16 protein-coding genes are annotated in these 18117 nt (G+C 53.3%); all 16 read left to right on the forward strand.

Annotated elements, in window-relative coordinates; genetic code table 11:
- Positions 1 to 2 precede the first annotated feature (2 nt).
- A complete protein-coding gene (locus HMPREF2596_RS09770) occupies positions 3 to 248 on the forward strand; it encodes a hypothetical protein (protein WP_063076054.1) in 246 nt (81 codons plus the stop codon).
- A 3-nt stretch (positions 249 to 251) separates the two neighbouring features.
- Entirely contained in the window at positions 252 to 1862 is a 1611-nt protein-coding gene (gene terL, locus HMPREF2596_RS09775) for a phage terminase large subunit (protein WP_070850901.1), read from the forward strand.
- 4 nt (positions 1863 to 1866) lie between these two features.
- A complete protein-coding gene (locus HMPREF2596_RS09780) occupies positions 1867 to 3312 on the forward strand; it encodes a phage portal protein family protein (protein WP_070850902.1) in 1446 nt (481 codons plus the stop codon).
- On the forward strand, positions 3299 to 4594 hold the full coding sequence (locus tag HMPREF2596_RS09785; RefSeq protein WP_070850903.1) for a phage minor head protein: 1296 nt from the start codon (positions 3299 to 3301) through the stop codon (positions 4592 to 4594). Before HMPREF2596_RS09780 ends, HMPREF2596_RS09785 begins: the two co-directional genes overlap by 14 nt.
- 3 nt (positions 4595 to 4597) lie before the next feature.
- The gene (locus HMPREF2596_RS09790) at positions 4598 to 4897 is read left to right on the forward strand and encodes a hypothetical protein (protein WP_003741292.1); all 300 of its coding nucleotides are present in this window, start codon (positions 4598 to 4600) and stop codon (positions 4895 to 4897) included.
- Between the two features lie 432 nt (positions 4898 to 5329).
- The gene (locus tag HMPREF2596_RS09795; RefSeq protein WP_283140429.1) at positions 5330 to 6280 is read left to right on the forward strand and encodes a hypothetical protein; all 951 of its coding nucleotides are present in this window, start codon (positions 5330 to 5332) and stop codon (positions 6278 to 6280) included.
- On the forward strand, positions 6273 to 6608 hold the full coding sequence (locus HMPREF2596_RS09800) for an oxaloacetate decarboxylase alpha chain (protein ID WP_070850904.1): 336 nt from the start codon (positions 6273 to 6275) through the stop codon (positions 6606 to 6608). Before HMPREF2596_RS09795 ends, HMPREF2596_RS09800 begins: the two co-directional genes overlap by 8 nt.
- Before the next feature lie 23 nt (positions 6609 to 6631).
- Positions 6632 to 7621 (forward strand): major capsid protein, encoded by a 990-nt coding sequence (locus HMPREF2596_RS09805; RefSeq protein WP_070850905.1) that lies wholly within the window; start codon positions 6632 to 6634, stop codon positions 7619 to 7621.
- 58 nt (positions 7622 to 7679) lie between these two features.
- Complete coding sequence (locus HMPREF2596_RS09810; RefSeq protein ID WP_070850906.1) at positions 7680 to 8090, forward strand: phage protein Gp36 family protein; 411 nt, start codon at positions 7680 to 7682, stop codon at positions 8088 to 8090.
- Between the two features lie 3 nt (positions 8091 to 8093).
- Positions 8094 to 8525 carry a phage virion morphogenesis protein gene (locus HMPREF2596_RS09815; protein WP_070850907.1) on the forward strand — a complete coding sequence of 144 codons (432 nt, stop codon included), beginning with the start codon at positions 8094 to 8096 and terminating at the stop codon, positions 8523 to 8525.
- A gap of 1 nt (position 8526) precedes the next feature.
- Positions 8527 to 8991 (forward strand): phage tail terminator protein, encoded by a 465-nt coding sequence (locus tag HMPREF2596_RS09820; protein ID WP_070850908.1) that lies wholly within the window; start codon positions 8527 to 8529, stop codon positions 8989 to 8991.
- Between the two features lie 12 nt (positions 8992 to 9003).
- Positions 9004 to 9762 carry a phage tail tube protein gene (locus tag HMPREF2596_RS09825; RefSeq protein ID WP_070850909.1) on the forward strand — a complete coding sequence of 253 codons (759 nt, stop codon included), beginning with the start codon at positions 9004 to 9006 and terminating at the stop codon, positions 9760 to 9762.
- A 109-nt stretch (positions 9763 to 9871) separates the two neighbouring features.
- Positions 9872 to 13927 (forward strand): phage tail tape measure protein, encoded by a 4056-nt coding sequence (locus HMPREF2596_RS09830; RefSeq protein WP_070850910.1) that lies wholly within the window; start codon positions 9872 to 9874, stop codon positions 13925 to 13927.
- A gap of 102 nt (positions 13928 to 14029) precedes the next feature.
- Positions 14030 to 14440 (forward strand): hypothetical protein, encoded by a 411-nt coding sequence (locus tag HMPREF2596_RS09835; RefSeq protein WP_070850911.1) that lies wholly within the window; start codon positions 14030 to 14032, stop codon positions 14438 to 14440.
- Between the two features lie 45 nt (positions 14441 to 14485).
- Positions 14486 to 16321 (forward strand): hypothetical protein, encoded by a 1836-nt coding sequence (locus HMPREF2596_RS09840; protein WP_283140430.1) that lies wholly within the window; start codon positions 14486 to 14488, stop codon positions 16319 to 16321.
- An 8-nt stretch (positions 16322 to 16329) separates the two neighbouring features.
- Positions 16330 to 18015 (forward strand): hypothetical protein, encoded by a 1686-nt coding sequence (locus HMPREF2596_RS09845; protein WP_070850912.1) that lies wholly within the window; start codon positions 16330 to 16332, stop codon positions 18013 to 18015.
- Positions 18016 to 18117: the final 102 nt, after the last annotated feature.

The raw sequence follows: 18117 nt of genomic DNA on the forward strand, positions 1-18117 counted from the left end.
ATATGCAAAAAGTTGAATACACGCATAAGGGCTGGTTTTTATTTTGCCCGATTTGGATTGCCGATTGGGAAAGTGAAACTCCTGTTGTCGCACCACGCTATAAGCTGGAGCCGTTGTTTTGGCTGGCCGACCAGTTTTTTTACTTTATGTCGTCCATGAATGAAATGAAAACGGGAGAGCCGTTGCCCTTTTGTTTCATGGTTAATCAAAAGCCGCTGAAAAAGCCGGTTGTCCACTATTACGAATAAAACATGAAGTCCAAAGAGTTTTTAAAGTCGCTTGCCGAATACGCCGCCCAACTCCGCCAAACCATCGAGGCGGAGGCGGACGGCTTTGATGCGTCACCGGCAGCCATTGCTGAGCGTCGGGCGAAAGTATTAGACCCTGTGCATGGTTACGAATATTTCGTCAATACCTACTTCCCTCATTACGTCAGGTCGTCTGAAAAGTCGGAACTGCATGAATTTCTGTTTTCCCGCCTGCCCGAAATCATACGACAGCCCGAAGGCATCAACGAGGCGGATGCCGCCCCGCGCGGCGAGGCGAAATCGACGCTGGTTACGCGCTTGTTCTCGCTTTGGACGGTCATCACCGGCGCAAAAAAGTTTATCGTCATCGCGATGGACAGTATCGACCAAGCCTATCCGATGCTGGAAGCCATCAAGGCGGAACTTGAATTTAACCCGCGTTTAAAAACCGACTTTCCTGAGATGTGCGGACAAGGTCGGGTTTGGCAGGCGGGGACGATTGTTACCGCATCCAACGTCAAAATCCAAGTCTTCGGCTCGGGTAAGAAAATGCGTGGCATGGTGCATGGTGCATTCCGCCCCGACCTTGCCATCCTTGACGATATCGAAAACGACGAGATGGTGCGTAACCCCGACCAGCGCGACAAGCTGGAAATGTGGCTTAAACAAACCGTCTTGCCGTTGGGCGCGGTCGGTACCAAGTTTGACGTGATTTATATCGGCACGATTTTGCATTACGACAGCGTGTTGAGCCGCACGTTAAATAACCCGTTTTGGAGTACGCGCAAATTCAAGGCGATGAAACGCTGGCCTGACCGCATGGATTTGTGGGATAGATGGGAGGAGCTTTATCGCAATGACGGCGCGGCGGTAGCCGAAGCGTTTTATCAGGCGCACAAAGACGAGATGGAACGCGGCGCGCAAACAAGCTGGGCGGCTCGCGGCGTACTCGCGCTGATGAAAATCCGCGCCCGTGACGGTCATGCGACATTTGACAGCGAGTATCAAAACGACCCGGTCAGCGGCGAAGATGCGCCGTTTGCCGAAAACATCAAATACTGGTCTGAACTGCCCGACGATTTGGTGTATTACGGCGCGCTCGACCCGTCATTGGGTAAGGCGGGCGCGGGGCGTGACCCGTCGGCGATTTTGGTCGGTGGTTATCAGAAATCAACAGGCCGTTTGTTTGTAACTGTTGCCCAAGTCAAAAAACGCCTGCCCGATTTGATTATTGAGGACGTGATCCGCATTCAAAAAGAGGCGCGGGTCAAGCCGGTATTGTGGGTGGTTGAGACGGTGCAATTCCAAGAGTTTCTCAAGGACGAGCTGATTAAGCGCGGGGCGCGGTCGGGTGTGCATATTCCGGTGCGCGGTATCAAGCCGTCTTCGGACAAGATGTTGCGGATTGAGACCTTGCAACCGCACATGGCAAACGGGCTGATTTTGCTCAGTCCCGACCAAAAGACGCTGATTAGCCAGTTGCGCCATTTCCCGAAAGCCGACCACGACGATGGCCCCGATGCGTTGCATATGCTGTGGATGGCGGCGACGACGGGCAATGTGTCAAACAGGGCGCGGGCGATTGATTTGCCTGCACCGATGTTGGAGATTTAAAAATATGTTCGGATTGATTAAAAGCGCAACGCGGAAAACAGCCATCAAGACATTGACGAGCGCGACTGAAGATGCGTTGGAAAGCCTGTTTTCTAATATGGAAGGCACGGACTCTCTACTATCTCGCCTCGGCGTGGACAGGCAGCAGGCATTGGACGCGGTGGTAAGCGATGACGAGGTGGCTGCCTGTTTGGAGGATTTGCATTCCGCCATGCAGAACAAGGCGTGGCGCATTTATGGCGAGGACTTGAGCGACGAAGATAAAGACCGTCTATGGAAAACGCTGAAACGCCATCTGCCCGTACTTGCCGAAATCGTGTTGACGGCGCGTTTGGGCGGATACGGTGTCGGTCGGTATGTTTATCAGCCCGAACCCGACGGCTTTTTGACGATTAAGCATATCAGCAACAAAAGCGGCGAACTGGCGAAATATATCCCCTACCTCGACGGCTCGCTGGTGTATCGCGGCAGCAGCGGAGAAGAAACTTGTAATACGGACGTGCTGTATCTCTTTATTGCCCACCGCGCAACATCGACCAATCCTGCGGGCGAAATGGCAGCGGCGCGACTGTATGCGCCCGTTGCGTTGCGTAAAAAAGGCTTTATCTACGCGGCGCAATTTATTACGCGCTACGCCCAGCCTTATCTGATCGCCAAAATCCAAGCCAACAGCAACGACGACCACGACAGCTTCATGAGCCGATTTTACCGCTTTGTTTCCGGCGGCGCGTTGAGTATCGAACGCGAAGACGATGTGATGATGCTGCAAAACAGCGCGGATGGTCAGGCATTCCGCCGACTGGAAAACCTTGCCAATGCGCGTATCCAAAAAACACTGTTAGGCAAAGTAAAAACCAGCGACCTTGAGACCGCCAGCCGCGCCAGTCAGGAAACCGAAGAAAACAACCGCGACGAGCGCATCGGCGCGTATCTCGCTCTGCTCTCCCGCGCTGCACAGCACTTTATCGACGCGCTTGTGATGGTCAACAACGCCTATGGCAAGCCGATTAATGCGCCCAAGGGCGTGTGGTTTGAGTTCGAAGACGAAATCAAGGTCGATAAAACCCGCGCCGAACGCGACAAGATGTATATGGATACGGGGCAGCTCGTGTTGACCGAAACCTACTACCGCGACATCTTGGGCTTTGAGCCGGAACATTTCGAGCTGCGCGACCCGAAAGCGTCGTCTGAAAACCCTGCGCCCGCCAAATTCAGCCTGCGACTGTCCGACGGCCTTGCACGCAATGCGCCTGATACGGCGGAGCAGGCAATCGCCCGCCCGAAGATGGAAGCAGTGTTGGGTTTGTTGGAAGGTTGCAAAGACTACGCCGAATTTGAGGCAAAGCTGTCCGAACTTGATTTGAGCAAGGGCGACAATCTCTTGATCCAGCGTTTGGTTTCAGACGGCCTTTCGGCTTGGGCTGACGGAGCGGACGATGGACGGGATTGAATACAACTTCGCAGGGCTGGTCGATAAAGCCGCTTTCGAGCATTTCAAATCCAAGAAAATCCTTGCGGGTTTCAGTCATTACGATGTTTGGCTGTATCAACACAGCCTTGCCTTTACCGTCGCCAAGATGATGGACGCGGATATGCTCGCCGAAGTCAAAGACGCCATCGAATCCGCGCAGCAAAACGGCACGGCGTTTGCCGATTTTAAAAAGCGTTTAAAACCGTATTTGATGGCTAAAGGCTGGTGGGGCGAGCAAGTGATGACCGACCCGCTGGACGGCGAGCCGAAATTGGTACAGCTCGGCAGCACGCGCCGTCTGAAAACCATTTTCAATACCAATATGCAAACCGCCTTTGCGGCGGGGCAGTGGCAGCGGATACAGGCAAACAAAAAAGCCCTGCCGTATTTGCGCTATAACCATTCCGCCGCAGGGCATCCGCGCGACAGCCATAAACGCTACTACGGCCTAGTCCTGCCGGTCGATCACGACATTTGGAAAGTCATCTTCCCGCCCAACGGCTACGGTTGTAAATGTTCGGTGTCCGCCCTGACCCGTCGGCAGGCGGAGCGCGAGGGCATCAGCGGCGAGCCTGATGTGGATATGGTCGAGTTTACCAATCCGCGCACGGGCAAAACGGTATTGATTCCCGACGACATCACGCCGAGCTTTGCGCATAACCACGGCGACCGATTGGGCGCAATGGACGCGCTGTTTGGCGAGAGAAACGGCGAAGAGGCACTGGCCGCCATGATTGCCGAGCGCGAGGCGTGGCTGGACAAACGGTACAGCGTGCCGTCTGACAAAGTGGCGGTGTTGGCTTTGCCGGACAAGGTATCGGGAAAAGAATTGCGCAGGCTGACAAAAGAGCAGTCTGCCAACAATACCAAAGACCACGAAGCGAGAGCTGCGGCAGCGTGGCAGGCTGAAACGGGGGACAGGTTAGAAGTGTTCGATTTGCCCGTGGAGAAAGGTAAGGGTCAAGCCGATTACCTGATTGTTTCAGACGACCTGCCCCGCGAGGAATGGGTAAAACTGGATTTTATGTTTACCGAAAATCCCGACCGTGCGGAATTGATGAACCGTTATTTTGCACACACCACCGGGGCGTGGAATACTAAGGTTGACAAGATACAGGAGCATTTTGATAAAGCTGATATTGTCCCGCTTGATTTGCGCCACCTGAATGCGGCAAACCGGCATAAATTGTTGCAGTATGTGTTATCATTACCGAAAGAACAGCGGGATAAAGTCCGCTTATTGGTAAAAATATCGGAGTAAGTCATGCCGTCTGAACTGTATGTCAGCCGCGAGGTAAAAGTATTTTTAGGCGGGAAAACCGCCCCGTCCGAATTGTTGGACTATCTGTACCCGCGCCTTGCCGAAATCGACAAGGAAGCAGCCGAGCAAATGCAGGGCGAGTTTTCGGGCTGCGTATTTTCGATTGCGGATTTGTCCGCGCAGGCATTTGCCAATGTGTACGGATGGATACTTGAGGCGGCAGAAAAGTCCGAGTGGATTAAGCCCTACAAAGCCGATTTGAAAACCGCCCTAGAAGCTGATCCGAGATTTAAACCTGTATAACCCGAAGGTCGTCTGAAACCGTTTCAGACGACCTTTTTTCATAGTCGCTCAAATTTCGCGTTTTAGCGCGTTTTATCGGTCGGGGTAGGCAAAGATATGTCCGAGAGTTTAAATGCAATCTGACACAGCCCTAAAAGCCCTCTGAAAACGTTTTTCAAACCGCCGCCGCCTGCATTTTGGGATATGCCTTAAATTTGCGATTTTAAGCGGGTCGGACGCTAAAGATAGGCAAACCCCCGCCGAAATCTTAAAAATCAATCTGACGCGATTCTAAAGCGGTTTTAAAGTGGGTATTTTCATATTTTACGCATGAGGATTTTCAAAGGTCGTCTGAAACCTGAAATACGGTTTCGGGCGGCCTTTTTCATTTTGGGTAGCAAAGTGAAGTCATGCCGCCGTCTGTTTGCCGTCATGCGTTGCACAATGGCGGCTATGAATACGAAAACATCACCCCTCAATATCAAATTGTCCGCCGCGCTGCCGGTTGCCTTGGCGACCCGTGCGGATGATGTGCGTACCTTTAAAGGCGTCGCCAATTCGGGCAAGCCGTTCGGTTACGGCGGTTATCCAACCGTCGTCGATTTGGCGGATCTGTCGCACAAAGCGTCCGTCCCCGTCCTGCTGGAGCATTCGCCGCTGAAAATGGCGGGCGTGTGCAGCCTGTCGGTAACGGCAGAAGGGCTGATTGCCGAGGGCAGTCTGTTGTCCAACGAGTTTGGCACGCAGATCGCCGAAGCCGCCGACCAAGGTTTCCCGTGGGAAATGTCGGTTTACGCGCAGGCGGAATCCTACGAGGAGCTGGCGGCGGGTGCGGTATTGTCCGTCAACGGCAACGAAGTAACGGGGCCGGCCGTCATTCTGCGCCGTTGTGCGATACGCGAAGTATCGTTTACCGCCGTCGGTGTAGATGGCGAGACGGAGGCGGTGGTGTTGTCGGACGGCAGCCCCTTGCCGGATATTTTTAAACAACCTTTGGAGTTATCTATGACACCCGAAGAAAAGCAAGCGTTTGACAACCTGAAAGCGGAAGTCGATACGCTCAAGGCTGAAAAAGCCGAAGCCGAGAAAAAGCTGAAAGAAGCCGAAGCGGCTGCCAAGAAAAACCAAGTCAAGGCGAAATTGTCCGCCGCCGGCTTTAAGGAAGGCGAAAACGGCAAGTTTGAAGGCTTGTCCGACGCAACCATGACCGTACTTTTGTCTGCCGATATCGAAGCGGCGGAAGCCATGATTGCCGATTTGACGCCGAAAGCCGCCCCGTCTGCCGTACCGGCCGCGCTGTTGAGCGAAGGCGCAGGCAAAGGCGGATCCGAACACACCGGCGAGGCGGAGGGCAAGTTTTCCGTAGCCAGCCACAAAGGCTTATTGGGAGGCGCTTATGTCTAAATCCAAAACCGAAATCCTCGGCCCTGTTGTCTCCGATTTTTTGAAATACGAAGCGACGCCGTTGACGCGTGTGGCTGTTGCTGCCGATGCCGGTACTAAAGCGGGTAGTTTTGTGACGTATCCGCTACGCAATAAAAAACTTGTTGCTTTAACAGATGAAGCTGATGGGAAAGTTATTGTTCAGCCGCTCAATTGCATCATTGAGTGTAAGGATATTTTTATCCAAGCTAAAGCTGCATTCCAGTCCGACGCGGTTATGAAAAAAGAAGGTGACGCGTATGGAATTGTTTACGTAAACCTGCCGAAATTCGGTGCATCTGATGCTTAATTATTTGAAATAAGGAAAAAAATATGCCTTTATCTGACAACAGCAAATTTGGCGTGCAGGCTTTGACCACCGCCGTCAACAAAATCGACCCGGGCGCAAGCCAAATCCGCGAACTGGGTATTTTCGAACCCGAATATTTGACCACCACCTACGCCGACATTGAGTTCCAAGACGGCAAAGTCCACTTGGTAGCCAGCAAAGAGCGCGGCACGGCCGGCCAGGCGGTCGAAAGTCCGAAACGCACCGTGCGTACCGTCAAAATCCCACACCTGCCGATTCATGACGTCATCCGTGCCGATGACGTACAAAACCTGCGTGCTTTCGGCACGACCCAAGCCGCGACCGTCATGGACAAGGTCAACGAAAAGCTGGTCGGCGGAAAATCCGACCTTGAATACACCCGTGAGCACCTGATGCTCGGCGCGTTGCAAGGCAAGATTTTGGATGCGGACGGCAGCGTGATTTTGGATATCAATACCGATTTCAAAGTGCAGCGCAAAACACAAGACATCGAATTGTCGAAAGACACGACCAAAGTCGGCGCGGTATTGGACAAGCTCTTGTCCGAACAACGCCAAAAATTCAACGGTGCGCAAGTGCGCGGCTGGGTTGTCTATTGCGGCATGGAGTTTTTGAGTGCGCTCAAAGAGCATAAGTCCATCTTCGAGGTGTACAAACGCTACGATGAGGCACGCGCCTACCGCGAAGGCGATACGCTCAATCCAACGGAATTTATCCACAAAGGCATCCGCTTTATCGAATACGCCAACCACTTCGGCAGCGACGCCGACATCGGTGCGGACAAAGCCATTCTGCTGCCGGTCGGCCGTAATCTCTACAAAGAGTATTTCGCGCCCGCCGATATGAACGCCACCGTCAACACCCGCGCCCTGCCGTATTACGCCAGCCGCGAGAAATTGCAGCACGACAAAGGCTGGAGCCTGCATATGCAATCCAACCCATTGCCGATTGCGCTGCGCCCCGAGTTGTTGGCAACGCTGACCATGTCTTAAACGGATTTCAGACGGCCTTTAAGGCAGTTTTAAAGGTCGTCTGAAAACGGAGGACGGCATGATTACCATCCAAGACATGATTACCCGCTTTGGCGAGCAGGAAATGGCAGAGCGGTCGAACCATGAAAACTACGAAACCATAGACGAAGCAGTAATGGCGGCGGCGATTGCGGATGCGGAAGAAGAAGCGGCAAGCTACCTTCGGGCGGCGAAACTGTTTTTTACCAACGACACTGCGCCGCAGGTTTTGAAAATCAAAGTCTGCGACATCGCTCGCTACTACCTCTACGACGACGCGGTAACAGGCATTGTCGAAGAGCGTTATCAGTCAGCAATCACTTGGCTGAAGATGGTCGTCAAAAATCCGAATATGCTGGATGAAAGCCGCGTATCGGATGACCGCAGACCGTCAACGTGTGCCGTTTATGTCAACGAAATGCCCGATCTTCGCGAATGGCTGAAGGAGTAAGCGATGCGGATTACGGTATCACACAATTTATCGCGCATCGCCCAAAGCCTGAGCCGTCTGTCGGGCAAATTAACGGGCAGCCTTGAAGAACCTTTGCGCGCCATCGGCGGCATCCTCGAATCCTCGACCCGCCGTCGTATCGCCGAAACCAAAACCGCGCCTGACGGCAAACGCTGGCAGGATGTCAGCCCCGCTACGGCACAAGCCAAAAATGGACGCGGCGGGATTTTGGTGGACCACGGCAACCTCTTGGCAAGCATTACGCACGAGGCATCGGCAAAAAGTGTGATTACCGGCTCGGTAATGGGCTACTCGGTTTATGTGCAGGAAGGCACGAAAACCATGCCGGCGCGTCCGTTTTTGGGCTTGTCTTCGCAAGATTATCAGGACATTGACGATTTAATGTCCGATTGGCTGGAAGGATTGATTGTCTGATATGGCTTTAAAACAGCATGAAAACTTATTGGCGGTCTATCCCGAAATCCTAGGCCGTCTGAAAACCGTCAAAGGCATTAAGGCGGTCAAGGAGATCGGCGAACTTGCCGAGCTGCTCGCCCAAGGCATGGCGAAGCGCAAAGCCGCACCGCTGGACGGCGCGGTCTATGTCGTTTACGGCGGCTCGACCTTTGCCGACGAAGCGAAAAACGGCAAATACCTGAAATCGACGCTGCACTTTACCTTCGTCCTCGCACGAAGCTATACCGCCAACGGCAAATCCACGCTGTACGAGGTCGGCGAGACCCTGACGGCAATCCAACGGGCGTTTTCAGGCTGGGATGCGGGCGACGAATATGCCGTTACCCCCTTCCGTCGCATCGCCTCGCCATCCATCGAATACAACGACGGCTTTGCTTTTTACCCCATTTCATTCGCCTGCGACACCGTGCAGGCGGCAAACTAAAGGAGCTGCCACATGGCAAAACAAAACGACCACGGCTTAATCTTTGAGGGCGATGTCAAGGTACGCAACCTCAATCAAAAAGGTTCGGGCTTTATCGACATCGGCAATACCACCGCCCTGACCACGCAAACCAGCGTGGAAACCAAAGAGCGCGTGTCCAAGCAAAAAGGCACTTACGGCAGCGCATTGGACAGCCTGAAAACCGTCAAGCCTACCGAAATCGGTCTGAAGCTCGATACTTTCGATAAAGACAATTTGGCATTGGCTTTGATGGGCGAAGCCGCCGTCATCGCGGCTACGGCGGAGACCGTTACCGGTGAGACCGTGACCATCGGGAAAAAAGGCATGGCGTACAAACTGGCAAACGGCAACATCGACCCGGCTACCGTCAAAGTCAAAAACAAGTCAAACGCCAATGTTGATGCCAAGCATTTGGACATTAATGCCACCTTGGGCATGATTACCATCCTGCCGGTCGCAGATACCGTCAACGATGGCGAAAACATCACCGTCGACTACAAAACCCGCGATTCCGGCGGCTACAAAGTCTCTGCCGCTACCTTGTCTAAATTGGACTTGGAAATCTACGTCGACGGCCGCAATCGCGTTACCGGCGAGACCGGCATCCTGCATATCCCCCATGCCGTACTGGCGGCGGACGGCAGTATTGACTGGTTCGGCGACGACTTCAACGAAGCCGAATTTAAAGGCACGGCAGTGTTGGCTTCGGGCGAGACTTCGACCTATTCCTTCACGTCGTACAACAACTAAAGATTCGGTAATAAACAAAGGCCGTCTGAAACTGGCTTCTGCGTGTAGGCGCAGCGGCGGCAGGTTTCAGACGGCCTTTTTTAAACGGGTTTTAAAACAGGATTAAATAATGGCTAATATTCAGGCAGGTTTAGAGATTAAGGCGGGCGTGTCCGGCGTTGAAAACATCGACGCGCTGGCGCAGTCCATCGAGGCGGCGGGCATCGATACGGGCAAGCTGACCACCGAAGCGAAAGAGCTGGGCGCAACGCTGGCGAAGGCTCAAGCCCAGCAGGCGGCAATTGCAGAATATAAGGCGTTGTCGGCGGAATTGGACAATACCGCTAAAGAAATGCGTGCACTGGACGAGCTGACCGCGACGTTGGAGAAATCCATGCGCGGCGGCGGTACGCAGCAACAGCAGGCCGATTTGGCGAAACTGCGCGCCGAATCCGAACGCCTGGCAAAAAGCGAAACGGAGCTGACGGGCAAGCTGTATGCCGCCCGCGATGCGATGTCGGTGTCGGGCGTGTCCGTCAAAAACCTTGCCGCTGAAGAGGCGCGCCTGTCGTCCGAATCCGCCGCCGCAACGGCGCAGCTCGACCGCCTGACCGCCGAAGCGCAAACCCTAAAGGCGATCGCCGATGCCAAAATCCAGCTCGGCATCGATACCGACGACAAGGCACGGCAGGAAATCCAAAAGACCAAAGACGCCTACGAATTGCTTAAAAACAGCGGCACACTCTCGCATGAAGAATTAGCCCGGGCGGCGCAGTTGCAGGAAGGCAAGGTGCGCGAACTTGAAGCCAGCCTGAAAGGCGTGAAGCCGTCTATTGCCGAGGTTGCTTCGGAGATTCAGGGCTTGGTCGGTGGTGCAGGCGGCTTGGCGTTTGCCACCCGCGAGGCGATGAAGTTTGAAACCGCGATGGCGGGTGTGAAAAAAGTCGCTGACGGTACGGACGAGCAGTACGCTCAACTTTCAGACGAGCTGAAGAAAATGGGCGCGGAATTAGGCATTTCCGCTGCTGAAATGGCCGAGCTTGCCGCAGCGGGTGGACAACTCGGCATTCCGATTGAGAAATTGTCGGAATTTACCGCTATTGCGTCCAAGATGTCGGTTGCCTTTGGAATGAGCGCGGAAGAAGCAGGCAATGCCGCCGCGACGATTGCCAACGTGTTCCAACTCCCAATCGGCGAAGTGGAAAAGCTCGGCGATGCCATCAACGTTTTGGGCAACAATACCGCCGCACGAGAAAAAGACATTGTCGCCGCAATGGCGCGTATCGGCGGTACGGCGAAACAGTTCGGCTTGGCCGCAGACGAAGCCGCCGCGCTTGCCGACGCCTTTATCGCATTGGGCAAACCGCCCGAAGTGGCTGCGACCGCCATCAACGCCATGCTGCAAAAACTGCAAACCGCGCAAAGCCAGGGCAAAGACTTTCAGGCGGCCTTGGAAGGTATCGGTACGTCCGCAGACGAGATGGCGGCCAATATCGCCGCGAATCCGCAGCAGGCCTTGACCGAGTTCCTGCATAAACTTGAAGGCTTGGACAAACAAAGCCGCGCCCTGACGCTCTCGCAACTCTTCGGCACCGAGTACAGCGACGACATCGCCCTCTTGGTCGGCTCGCTCGGCGAGTACGAAAAGGCTTTGGGCTTGGTCGCTGACAAGGGACAAGTCGTCGGCGCGATGCAAAAAGAGGTGGCAAACGCCATGTCCACCAGCGAGGCGCAAATCAACAAAGCCAAGCAGGAAATCATCAACGTTGCCATCGAGGTCGGCGAAAAGCTGCTGCCTTTGGTGTCTCTATTGGCGAGTACGGCCGGCAGTGTGGCAAGCGCAATCGGAGCGATTACCGAAGAGTTTCCGGTTTTGACGCAACTTGCCACGCTGTTTGCAGCAGGCGCAGTTGCCGTCAAGGCTTATGAGGCGGCTGTCCGCCTGACTGGTGGTGCGGTATCAGCATCATTTGCGACCCAGCGTGTCGGAATTGAAGCAACCAAAGCATCTATCCTGTCGACCACTGTCGCTGCACGAGAGCTGGGCATCGCGCTCAAATCCGCTGCTGCCGGTAACGGTTTCGGTAATGGCGCGGCGGCTGCGGGAGCGTTGGCTCAAAATCTCAAGACGGCGGCATCCAATGCCGGATTACTTTTTGCGGCTTTTGAGGTCGGCCGTGGTGTGGGCGGCTGGCTGCGCGAAAACACGGATTTAGCAAAAATTTTCGGCGATAACCTCGCCCGTATTCCTGCTATTTTGGATAGCCTGTTTACCACCGGCGGTCTCGACAAGTATCACGAGTTTTTCAAAACCGAAGCCCAAATTAAGCGTGAGTTGGAGATAGCGGATAAAAAAGCCCAGGAAGCTGCCGAAAAAGCCGCCGCCGCCAAGAAAAAAGCTGCCGAAGAAGAGGCAGCCGCCGTCAAAGCCCTGCAAGCCGAATATCGAGCGTCTGCAACAGAGTTGTCAGCGTTGGAACACAGTATGGCCGCCTTGCGTGCCGACGGTCGCGAAACCAGCGACTTTTACAGCGAGCTGGCAATCAAGCTGGAAAATGTGCGCACCAAAACCGCCGAACTGAAAGCCGAACTTGACAAGAAAAACGTCAAAATCAGCGCAGATACAGGCGAGCTTGCCGCAGCACAAAAAGCCCTTGAGGCTTTGGGTTTGACGGCAGAAGAAGTAACCACAGGAATGAGTAAAAAGGCGGCGGAAGGTATTGCCAATTTTTCGCGTGTTGCTTCTCAGTTTGGTAATGATGCCGAGCAGATGAGCCGGGTGTTTCAAGCCGCGCTCAAGCAGATGGACAGCAAAGAATCAACCGATGCTCTTTTGGCCGAATTGGAAAAGGTAGGCAAGCAATCAGGGCTGACGGCCGAGGAAATTAAGAAAATCGGAGATACGGCAAGGGAGTCGACGGACAAAGTTGCCGACGCCTTCGCCAAACTCGGCGTGGACAGCAAGGCCGTGATGACGGGAATCAGCAGTGATGCGCGGCAGGCATTTGCTGATTTTCAGACGGCCTCGACAGAAGCGGCGGCGGCCGGTCAAAAAGATGCCAAGCTGATACAGGCAGCCTTTGAGGCTATGATGGGCAAACTTAAAAGCAAGGAGGAATTTGCCGAGTTTCAACACCAGCTCAAAGCCAGTGGCGACGCGGCACTGTTGACGCAGGAGCAGCTTGCCCGTTTGGGCGATGCGGCGTCGGGCGGTGCGGAAAAAGCCAAAACCGCTTATCAAGGGCTGAACGATACTGCCGCTAAAACAGGTGAAGCCGCGAAAGCCGCGCATGACAAAGGCTCGCAAGCAGCGGAAAATCATGCCCAATCGGTCAGAAAAGTGGCGACAGCCAACAAAGAGGCGGCAGTGGAGGCAGACAATGCAGCAAAAGCGGCGGCAAATGCGTCTAAATCGTTTAGTGATTATGGCTACCGTCTGACGCAAACGGCTGGATTTTATAAGCTCAATAATGAGCAGCTGGATTTAATGAACCGACAGTTTTCCGGGATTAAGTTGGGCATGGAGGCCACATTCCGCACTGCTCAGATGAAAGAGTACACGCAACAGATTTACAACGCGAATACCGCGATGCAAAGGCTGACCAATGCTTCTGCTCAAGGCGCAGTAACACAGGATATCTTGAACGATGCAGCCAGTGCAGCCTCTCGTGCTGCCGATAAATTGGGGAATACTGAGCTGACCAAATTCCGCAACGCGATATCCGATGCCCAACGCCGACTGAATGCCCTGCGTCAAGAAGCACATGATGCAACCCGCGCGCTTGAGGCCGAGCTTGCCGAGCTGAATGGCAATACAGAGGCGGTTTATTCTTTGCAGCAAGAAAGAAAAATCCGTGAGCTGCAACAAAAACTCGACAATGCCAACCGCCTCAAGCAAACCGATGTTGCGCGCGAATATCAGCGGCAAATCGACTTGCAGCAACAGATTTACAGCAGGCAGCGCAGCAAGCGCGCCGAATCTGCCGCGCAAGAGCAGGTTCGCAACCAAGGTTTTCAGGGGAACAGTAATGCTGCCCAGCGGTTGCAACAAATCGGCAATACGCAGGTTAATATCGATCCGGAAAAGCTCAACCAAATTTTGGCGCAGCGCGACCAGGCAGTTGCCGAGAAAGCTGTTAACGGTTTTATGACTAGTTTGGAAGCATCATTAAAGCGCACGACATAATTCAGACGGCCTGCAAACATCTGACTGCAATCATGCCAAGCCCCGATTCTCGGGGCTTTTGTTTTAATTTGGTTTGAGAAAAATACGCAAAGGCCGTCTGAAATGGCAAATCAAGAGTGGACGCTGAAACGGAAAGACACCGGCGTGGCTGTACATCTGCCGCAGGATATGCGCTGGGAAGATGAATTTGAATGGAACAAGGTGGCGCAGGCCGCGCCGCAGCGCACCTTGTCGGGCGGATTGGTCATCCAGCAAGGCATTAAGGCCAACGGCCGCCCGATTACGCTGTTGGGCGATTGGGTGTGGCTTGATTTAAGTATCTTGCGTACATTGCGCGATTGGACGGATGTCCCCGAGTTGGAAATGACACTGACGCATTACGACGGCCGCGAATTTAATGTTATTTGGCGTACCCACAACGCGGCGTTGAACAATGTCGAGCCGGTGCATTACTCGACGCCGGAAGCGGATAGCGAGCGATACACTGCCCAGCTCTGCCTGATGACGTTTTAATTTCGTCTGAAAGTAGGTTTAAACAGGATTTAAAAAGGTTTCAAAATGGAAAAAACAACGCGCCTAACGCAGCAGGATTTGCAGATTTACCCCAGCCAGCGCATGACCGATACGCCTGATGGCGGCGGTTTGATGGTCGGCCAACCGCTGACCGGCGAGGATAACGAGATTTTCCCACCCGTCTCGGACGTTGACCGCACGATGGGCAGCCTGGACGCGCGTCTGCTGTACCCTGCCGTCTTGCGCAATGATTCCGAGCCGCTTTACGGCGGTCATTTTGTCATTACCGAGCCGCCGACCTCCGAAAACGTGTCTTTCTTGGCGTTTAAGGCGCGCAACTACGGCGAGAGCCGCGCGGATATTATGCCGCGCATTGAGGCGTATTCCGTGCCGACGGTGGAGAGCCGCATGACGTTATTGGGTCGCCATTTGGCTGGCGTGCGCCTCGTGCAGGCATATCAACGTGTGGAAGCTCCTTTGCCGAAGGTTGGCGAGCGTTATTGCCTGCAATATGAGGAAAAAACCAAAGATGTAACGCGCCGTATCACGGAGTATTTCCGCATTATCAACATCGAAGACGAAGTGCGCATTTTTGAGATTCCAAAATCAAACGGTGAGGTCGAGGAAGTGCCGCGCCGTGTAGTCAAAATGGAAATCAGCAATCCGTTAACCCGAGATTTTGACGGTGTCGATTATCCGACCAAGGGTTATGCCGCGCCTAAAGTTAAGATTTTGGAAACCCAAGTTGCAGATTCCGCGGCTTATTATGGCGTAAAACCTGTATCAGACGGCCTTTCGGCAGGAGATGCCGCGCTGACGGTGTCAAGCATTTACGAAAAGCTTGTGCCGACCTCGACAGTCGAGACCCCTTATGCGGATGAATACCCGGTTCCCGGGGAAGCATGGGTCGCTGCTGCGCCGGAAAAGCAGCTTTTTGCAGGGCATGTCAGCAATGGGACGTTGACTTTGCCTTCAGCTGTTTTACCCGGCAGTATCAAGGTTGGGAACTACACAGACAATGGACTCGGTCAACTTAAAAGCGGCGACAATGTTGTCAATGCTGATTACGCCAATGGGCGTTTGAGTGGTTTGCCGACAGGTCATTACACGGTAACTGCGGTTCCGGGTGCTAAAGCATCATCCGCTCGATATGCTTTTGCGGTAGAAATTAAAGAAACCAATCACGGTACATCATTTGCCCCTTTGCTTAGACCTAATCCTGCTTTGGGTAGTTTAAAAGTGTCTTTTATGGCTTTGGGCGTTTGGTATGTCTTGACCGATTCCGGCGACGGCGTGTTACGGGATGAGGCCGGTAAAAGTGTAGGTACGGTGTCGTCTGCAACAGGCAGTGTATTGCTTAATCTGCCGTCTCTTCCAGATGTTGGTAGCCGTTTGGTGTTCCAATGGGGAGACTCCTCTGGTTTTACGTCTTTTGATGGCGGGAAGACGGGCGGAAATAATCTGCCCAAGGCGGCAAACGGGGAGTGTACTTATTCCCTGGGACATTCAATTAAGCCGGGAACGCTGGTGCTTACTTGGCAAAATAACGGTAAGAAAAGAGCGCAAGACGATAGCGCAGGAAAATTAACAGGTGATGCAACTGGCAACGTGGATTATTTGAACGGTACGATTAAATTGCCGGCTTATATTGACTCTACTTCGGTCGATTATGTTTGCGACGAGCCTGAGCGCATTCAGGTTGGTCTTGCTGATGGGCGTGGGCTGACCGCGGAGGAAAAAGGAGAGGTGTGGAATATCACATTAGGTACGGCAGTACCGGATTTGCGTACTGTTTCTTTAACGGCTTTGGGAAGCTTTGAAGAATATACAAGTACAACTGTTTCAAACAAATATGCTTATGCTGTGGCAGCATTGAGATAGGATAAGTAATGGGAGTAAAAACTGGTTCAGGCGGTTTTAAAATTGTATTGTCCGCCAACCCTGCGAAAAATGGCGAGTTCACAATCGGCGGTCTAAAAGCCGAGGGTGTGAGTGGTGTAGGGTCGACAATGATCGTGCCTAAAGCGGTGTTACAGGTTATCGGTCATGAAAGATCGATAGTTGAACAAAGAGTTTGGGATACAGTACATAAGTACTTAAAACAGCTTGAGACCAAAGAAATAAGCCGTTATGGAAAAATAGTCAGTTGGTATGCAGATTACCTGACTAGTGATCCAGCTTCAGTAAAAAAACGTCGTGGCAGCTTGAACGGCGGCTTGTTATTTAATGTTTTGAGCGACTTTGATCAAGGAAGCGTCTGTGTTTTTGATACCTGGTCATTTCATGACGGCGAGACAGAGATTGTCGAGCGAGGCGGTACGCTTTATAAGAATTGGAATGCAGTAGGAGGCTCGGGCGATGCAGTCGGTACGTTGACTACTGACGGTAAAGTCATTATCAATGACCGTAATATTGCCTTCCTGAATCTTAAAATTACAGGCGGTATCGTACGTCAGCCACAGATCAAGGGTTATGGTTATGCAGGCCGCACACCTGCTGCGCCGGTTAAGCCTGAAAGCTTTACCGTTTACGCAGGTAGTGGCGAAATTGTCGGCAGAAGCAACGCCGCAGGCGAAATTACCGGCGGCATCACAGGCAAAATCGACTACGAGACAGGCTTTTATGAAATCAAGCGCGATGAGGGTTTTTACCCTGAAGATTTACGCTACAACGCCGTGACCCAAGACAACCTGCCTTTGGATTCGTCGATTATCGGCATTGATGCCGTACGCCTGCCTGCCGATGGACGCGTCCCTGTGTTCCGCAAGGGCGATATGATCGTGATTTCCAACCGTCTCAAGCAGGATTTGGGCAGCGCGTTTACCGCCGCTCAAAAAATCACGCTCAACCGTCAAAATATCGACCGCCTATGCTTGGTCGACAGCAAGGGCAAACACGTCCTCGCCGAGAAATACACGGCAGACCTCAAAGCGGGCAGCATTACTTTTGCCGAGCCGTTGGACTTGTCGCAATATACCCTGCCGCTGACGGCCGTGTGCGCGTGGGAAGAGGAAAACCGTGTGACAGGCGTCGATATTTCAGGCCGTCTGAAACTCCAGTTTGCAATTGGGCGCAATTATCCGAAGGAGAACACATTTGTGTCTTCCGCCCTGATCGGCGGCGATTTGCTGGTGCGCGCTACCGAGCCGTTTTCGCAACAGGCATGGGACAATGTGTGGAGTGACGCGCAACGCGGGGAGCCTATTTTGGCGCGTACCAATGTCAAAGACTACCCGATTAAGTTGGCCAGCAACGGCGCGATTACCGAGCGGTGGCTGATTAAATTCATTACTGCAACCCAATTCGAGCTTTACGGCGAGCGGCTGGGCTTGGTCGCAAAAAGCGATACCCTGACCGATCTTGCGCCGACCAATCCGGCAACCGGCAAGCCGTATTTCACGCTCAAGGCGGCCGCATTCGGCGGCGGCTGGTCGACGCAGAACTGTATCCGCTTCAATACCTACGGCACGCCGTTGCCCGTTTGGATTTTGCGCAGTGTCCAGCCTTCGCCGGACAAGCAAAACGGCCGTGATGGTTTTACCGCGTGTTTGCGCGGCAATACGGTGGCCGAATAAAAGATAAGGCCGTCTGAATAGGACTTTCAGACGGCCTTTATACCGTTTGTTTCTTTTTTATGCCGTTTGTTTTAGAATGCATTATTTAAAATAAATATGGAG

This window comes from Neisseria sp. HMSC078C12, from assembly GCF_001838065.1.
Taxonomy (GTDB): domain Bacteria; phylum Pseudomonadota; class Gammaproteobacteria; order Burkholderiales; family Neisseriaceae; genus Neisseria.

Coding starts and splice junctions, on each gene's coding strand:
- HMPREF2596_RS09770 (WP_063076054.1), top strand. CDS start 3: ATGCAAAAAGTTGAATACACGCATAAGGGCTGGTTTTTATTTTGCCCG.
- terL (WP_070850901.1), top strand. CDS start 252: ATGAAGTCCAAAGAGTTTTTAAAGTCGCTTGCCGAATACGCCGCCCAA.
- HMPREF2596_RS09780 (WP_070850902.1), top strand. CDS start 1,867: ATGTTCGGATTGATTAAAAGCGCAACGCGGAAAACAGCCATCAAGACA.
- HMPREF2596_RS09785 (WP_070850903.1), top strand. CDS start 3,299: ATGGACGGGATTGAATACAACTTCGCAGGGCTGGTCGATAAAGCCGCT.
- HMPREF2596_RS09790 (WP_003741292.1), top strand. CDS start 4,598: ATGCCGTCTGAACTGTATGTCAGCCGCGAGGTAAAAGTATTTTTAGGC.
- HMPREF2596_RS09795 (WP_283140429.1), top strand. CDS start 5,330: ATGAATACGAAAACATCACCCCTCAATATCAAATTGTCCGCCGCGCTG.
- HMPREF2596_RS09800 (WP_070850904.1), top strand. CDS start 6,273: ATGTCTAAATCCAAAACCGAAATCCTCGGCCCTGTTGTCTCCGATTTT.
- HMPREF2596_RS09805 (WP_070850905.1), top strand. CDS start 6,632: ATGCCTTTATCTGACAACAGCAAATTTGGCGTGCAGGCTTTGACCACC.
- HMPREF2596_RS09810 (WP_070850906.1), top strand. CDS start 7,680: ATGATTACCATCCAAGACATGATTACCCGCTTTGGCGAGCAGGAAATG.
- HMPREF2596_RS09815 (WP_070850907.1), top strand. CDS start 8,094: ATGCGGATTACGGTATCACACAATTTATCGCGCATCGCCCAAAGCCTG.
- HMPREF2596_RS09820 (WP_070850908.1), top strand. CDS start 8,527: ATGGCTTTAAAACAGCATGAAAACTTATTGGCGGTCTATCCCGAAATC.
- HMPREF2596_RS09825 (WP_070850909.1), top strand. CDS start 9,004: ATGGCAAAACAAAACGACCACGGCTTAATCTTTGAGGGCGATGTCAAG.
- HMPREF2596_RS09830 (WP_070850910.1), top strand. CDS start 9,872: ATGGCTAATATTCAGGCAGGTTTAGAGATTAAGGCGGGCGTGTCCGGC.
- HMPREF2596_RS09835 (WP_070850911.1), top strand. CDS start 14,030: ATGGCAAATCAAGAGTGGACGCTGAAACGGAAAGACACCGGCGTGGCT.
- HMPREF2596_RS09840 (WP_283140430.1), top strand. CDS start 14,486: ATGGAAAAAACAACGCGCCTAACGCAGCAGGATTTGCAGATTTACCCC.
- HMPREF2596_RS09845 (WP_070850912.1), top strand. CDS start 16,330: ATGGGAGTAAAAACTGGTTCAGGCGGTTTTAAAATTGTATTGTCCGCC.